The following is a 3974-nucleotide window of genomic DNA, read 5'->3' as shown; positions in this document are numbered from 1 at the left end:
CGCGCATGAGCCGGTTGAAGGACTACAAGCGACACTCTGCACACGTCACGCGCGGGCCGCGTTGGAAGGCTCTGCGGATGCAAGCCTTGGACCGTGACGGCTGGCAATGCGTCCAATGTGGTGAGCGGCGGCGTCTGGAATGTGACCACGTTCTGCCCGTCCGTGACCGGCCTGATTTGGCCTATTCCCTGTCAAATTTGCAGATCCTTTGCGGGCGTTGCCATGCCCGAAAAACGAGAATTGAGGTGGGCCACAAGGCTCTGACCCCAAAGCGCCAAGCGTGGCGTGACCTGCTGCGAGATATGCAGCGAAACCCTATCGAGCAGAAAGGATAAAACATGCTTGAGAGTGTCAAAATCCAACGGCGGCAATCTGAAATCCGTTCACAACTGTCGGAACTTGTCGGCAAGGATACACCGTCCGAAGACGAAACCCGGTCTATGGAAACCCTAGACCAAGAATACCGCACGAACGAGACGCGCTATCGTGCGGCGCTGGTCAGTGAAGACGACGAACGCCGCGAAGCTGGTGCCGAACTGGAAACCCGTTCTGAGCGTGAATGGTCTGAACTGGCCTCACGGTTCGAGGTTCGCCAGGTGGCGCTTGCCCTGGACGAAGGGCGCAAGCTGGACGGCGCGACGGCTGAGATGGTCGAAGAACTGCGCAGCGCGGGCGGCTTCCAAGGCATCCCGGTTCCTCTTGAGGCACTGGAAACCCGCGCGGGTGAAACGCTGGCCGGTGGTACGCCTGACCCTATCCGCACCATGCCGACAATCGACCGGCTTTTCGCCAATTCGTCCGCAACCCGCATGGGCGCGCGGATGATCCAGATCGGCAGCGGCGAGATTGAATATCCCGTTGCAACTGGTGGCGCGCAACCGGGCTGGGCTGGGTCTGAAACCGGTGATGTGCCGGGGCCGCAAGCGTACACGACAACCGACATTCCGATGAAGCCTGATCAGACTTTGGGTGTGCAGATGAAGATCACGCGCAAGGCTCTGAAACAGTCGGGCGCTGGTCTGGAACAAGCGGTGCGTCGGGATATGTCGGCGGCAATTCAGCAAGAGACCGATCGGGCCATTTTCCTTGGCTCTGGATCGTCTGGTGAGCCTCTGGGCATCTTTCCCGGTGCGTCCACCTACGGCATCACAGAGACGGCTGTTGATGCGGCGGCGTCCTACGCGGCGTTCCGTGCAGCGGCGGTGCGGTTTATGACGGCCAACGCGGCGGGCAGTCCCGGTGCTGTCAATCTGTTGCTGCGTCCTGAGATCTTCGACGGCATGGATGCTGACCTGATCAGCGGCACGGCGGTGTCCGAGTGGGATCGTCTTATTGCCAAGATCGGCAATGTGGTGATGACGACGAACGGCATCGCAGCGCCGGCGGGTGATCCTCTGGAAAGCAAGGCGCTGTTGACCACTACGACGAACGGCGTGGCACCGGTGTTCTGCGGTATGTGGGGCGCGGTGGATTTGATCCGTGATCCGTATTCGGACGCGAAGTCTGGGCAGCTCCGCCTCACGGCTCTGACGACAATGGATGTGACGGTTGCGCGCGGTGTGCAGCTCGAAATCCTGACCGGGGTGCAGTGATGCTGACCGGCTTTGCAGATGGCGGTCTGGAACTACGCAAGCGGGCCTCTGGTGCTTTGGCGCTGCAAGGCCGGTTCCCCTACAACAAGCGCGCGGTCCTCAGTGATGGGGGCCGCAACGGCAGGCCGAAAAAAGAAGCGATTGCCCCAAGGGCTTTTGCCTATCGGGTGGACGATCCGAAAGAGGATATCCATTTTCTAGTTGGCCATTCCTTTGACAAGCCATTGGCCAGCCGGGGCGCGGGCACGCTCGATCTGGTGGACGGTGACGACGCTCTGACCTTCACCGCGACGATCACGCCAGAGATGCAAGAGGTGTCCTATGTCCGCGACATCCTGGCGGGCATCGCGGCGGGCCTGACCCTTGGCATATCGCCGGGGTTCCGTTTGCCCCCCAAGCGGGCGGTGCCTGAGCCTGAGAAAATCGAGGATGAGGGCAGCGATCCTGAGAACGGGGCGCACAACGCGATTATCAGAACTGTGTTAGCGGCGCTTCTTTACGAGATCAGCGTTGTCACAAGACCGGCCTATCCTGATGCGCAAGTGGAGCAACGCAACTGGGATGTGACGCGGGATGGCATCAAGCCTGTCTCTGATCTGCGCCACCTTTCCCGGTGGAGGGCGTTACCATGACAATCGACCTGATAAAGCAATTCGAGGATGTGCCAGCGGCGTATCCTGCGGCACCGTCTGGCCTGTCGGCACCGGCGGCGGCTCTGGATGCGGACATGATCTGGGCAAGGATCGAAGCCTATACCGCGCACCGGTTCACTGAGCGCGAAGTTGTCTGGACGCTCATGGGCGATGGTGGTGATCAATTCCACCCGCCTCTGACGCCGGTGGTAAGCCGTGAGGCGCATGTCTGGAAGGATGATGCGTGGGTGTCCCTGACCTTGCTGGACGGGCCTATGGGCATCTATCTGCCCTACGGCGGCACCTATCGGATCACGGCGCAAGTCGGTGCTGGTGATGTGCCAGCGGCGGTGTCCGAGGCGTTCAAGCGGCTTGCTGAATACCTAGCCGACGATCCCGGCACGGCTGGCGCGTCCAGTACGTCCGTCCAGATCGGACCTATTCAAGAGCAAGTTGACCGCAACCCGGCATGGGTGGCGCGGGCGATGCAACTGAGCGGCGCTGGCGATCTGCTGCGCAGCTATCGGAGGGTGTGAGCATGTGGCCATTCAAACGAAAAGAGCCTGAGGTCGAAACCCGATCGAGCGGCACCGGATACACGACCCAAGTCATGCAGGCGCGGGCCGATTATATCACCGGTATCGAGGGCGTGGCGGAATTGACCGGCACCGTGCAAGGCTGTGTGAGCCTCTGGGAAGGCGGTCTGAGCCTTGCCGATGTGGACGGCACCGAAATGTTGACCCCTGCCATGCTGGCGCTTGCTGCGCGGTCTCTGGCGCTGCGCGGTGAAGCGGTGTTCTACATGACCGATGATCGGTTGATTCCGGCAAGTGACTGGGATTTGACGACGCGGTTTTCCCGGCCTGTCGCCTATCGTCTGGGCTTGCCGGATACCGGCGGCGGCAAGTCGATCACGGCTCTGGCGGCTGAGGTGCTGCACCTCAGGATCGGGGCAGACGTGACCATGCCCTATGTCGGGCAATCCCCCTTGAGGCGGGCACGGTTGACGGCGGGTTTGCTGCAAACGATGGAAAGCGCGTTGGCAGAGATTTACACCAATGGGCCATTGGGTTCGTCGGTGGCGCCGTTCCCTGAGGCACCAGATCAGGACATGAGCGATCTGGCACGGGGTTTCCGAGGGTTTCGCGGCAAGGTGCTGGTGCGTGAGAGCGTCAACGTCACGGCAGCGGGCGGTCCTGCACCTCAGACGGATTTGAAGCCGTCCGATGTGTCGCCGGACTTGAGCAAAGCCATGACCAAGGAAACCTTGGCAGCATCGCGGGCCAGTATCGAGATGGTCTTCGGCATTCTGCCCGGTCTGAGCAATGTATCCACCACGGGACCGATGGTCAGAGAGGCGCAACGTCACCTCGCACAATGGGCCTTGCAACCTGTCGCGGCGATGATCGGGCAAGAGGCCAGCGAGAAGCTGGGCCAGACTGTCACCTTGGATGTGATGCGACCCTTGCAAGCGTTTGATGCTGGTGGCCGTGCGCGCACCGTCACGGCGATTGTGCAAGCGTTGGCTCTTGCCAAGGAAAGCGGCGTCGATGCTGATCAGGCATTGAAGCTGGTGGATTGGGGAGATGAGTAACGTCGCCAAATTCAACAAGCGGCGCAAGAATACGATTGCTGGTGACATTGCTACGGTGATCCGGCTGGCCTTCCAAGCGGGCGAGATAACGACCTTGTTCGGCTTGGAAGGGCCGTTGCGGGCATCCCTGCGCGCTGATCTGTGTCTTAGGGGCTG

Annotated in this window: 5 protein-coding genes; all 5 read left to right on the top strand. The window is 61.0% G+C overall.

What is annotated here, in order from left to right; all coding sequences use genetic code 11:
• The first annotated feature begins 5 nt into the window (after positions 1 to 5).
• The 5 genes from LCF59_RS17485 to LCF59_RS17465 are packed head-to-tail and all read left to right on the top strand — an operon-like array spanning position 6 to position 3818.
• Positions 6 to 335, top strand: coding sequence for an HNH endonuclease (locus tag LCF59_RS17485; RefSeq protein ID WP_367273420.1), 330 nt, complete (start codon positions 6 to 8; stop codon positions 333 to 335).
• 3 nt (positions 336 to 338) lie between these two features.
• The gene (locus LCF59_RS17480; protein ID WP_292288900.1) at positions 339 to 1592 is read left to right on the top strand and encodes a phage major capsid protein; all 1254 of its coding nucleotides are present in this window, start codon (positions 339 to 341) and stop codon (positions 1590 to 1592) included.
• Complete coding sequence (locus LCF59_RS17475; RefSeq protein ID WP_292288899.1) at positions 1592 to 2224, top strand: HK97 family phage prohead protease; 633 nt, start codon at positions 1592 to 1594, stop codon at positions 2222 to 2224. The genes LCF59_RS17480 and LCF59_RS17475 overlap by 1 nt, the downstream gene beginning before the upstream one ends.
• Positions 2221 to 2760, top strand: a complete 540-nt coding sequence (locus LCF59_RS17470) for a hypothetical protein (RefSeq protein ID WP_292288898.1) — start codon at positions 2221 to 2223, stop codon at positions 2758 to 2760. The genes LCF59_RS17475 and LCF59_RS17470 overlap by 4 nt, the downstream gene beginning before the upstream one ends.
• A 2-nt stretch (positions 2761 to 2762) precedes the next feature.
• Positions 2763 to 3818, top strand: coding sequence for a phage portal protein (locus LCF59_RS17465; RefSeq protein ID WP_292288897.1), 1056 nt, complete (start codon positions 2763 to 2765; stop codon positions 3816 to 3818).
• Positions 3819 to 3974 lie beyond the last annotated feature (156 nt).

The sequence above is a fragment of the Marivita sp. genome, assembly GCF_020055675.1.
Taxonomy (GTDB): Bacteria; Pseudomonadota; Alphaproteobacteria; order Rhodobacterales; family Rhodobacteraceae; genus Marivita.
This window is presented reverse-complemented; position numbering and strand designations above follow the sequence as displayed.